Source organism: Pseudomonas sp. SIMBA_041, assembly GCF_046535095.1.
GTDB classification, from domain to species: Bacteria; Pseudomonadota; Gammaproteobacteria; order Pseudomonadales; family Pseudomonadaceae; genus Aquipseudomonas; species Aquipseudomonas mucoides.
In genome coordinates, this window is the sequence record NZ_JAWRXJ010000752.1 from 1 (window position 1) to 247 (window position 247).

General features: G+C 64.8%; 1 protein-coding gene. It reads left to right on the plus strand.

The annotated features are described in order from the left end of the window. On the plus strand, positions 1–247 hold a 247-nt coding region (locus tag SB725_RS33120), incomplete at both ends, for a MipA/OmpV family protein (protein ID WP_410923689.1).

The following is a 247-nucleotide window of genomic DNA, read 5'->3' on the forward strand; positions in this document are numbered from 1 at the left end:
GGGCCTGGGCATCATTGGCAGCAACAACCTGACCCTGCACTTCGCCGATGGCCGCCAGAGCCAGACCTTCTTCGGCGTCGACGCCAAGGAGTCCCTCGCTTCCGGCATTGGCCAGTACAACGCCAGCGGTGGCATGCAGAACTTCACCCTGAGCCAGAATTTCCACTTCCCCCTGGGGGGCAACTGGGCGCTGGTGGCCAGTGCCAGCTGGACGCGCCTGGTCAATTCCGCCGCCGACAGCACCATC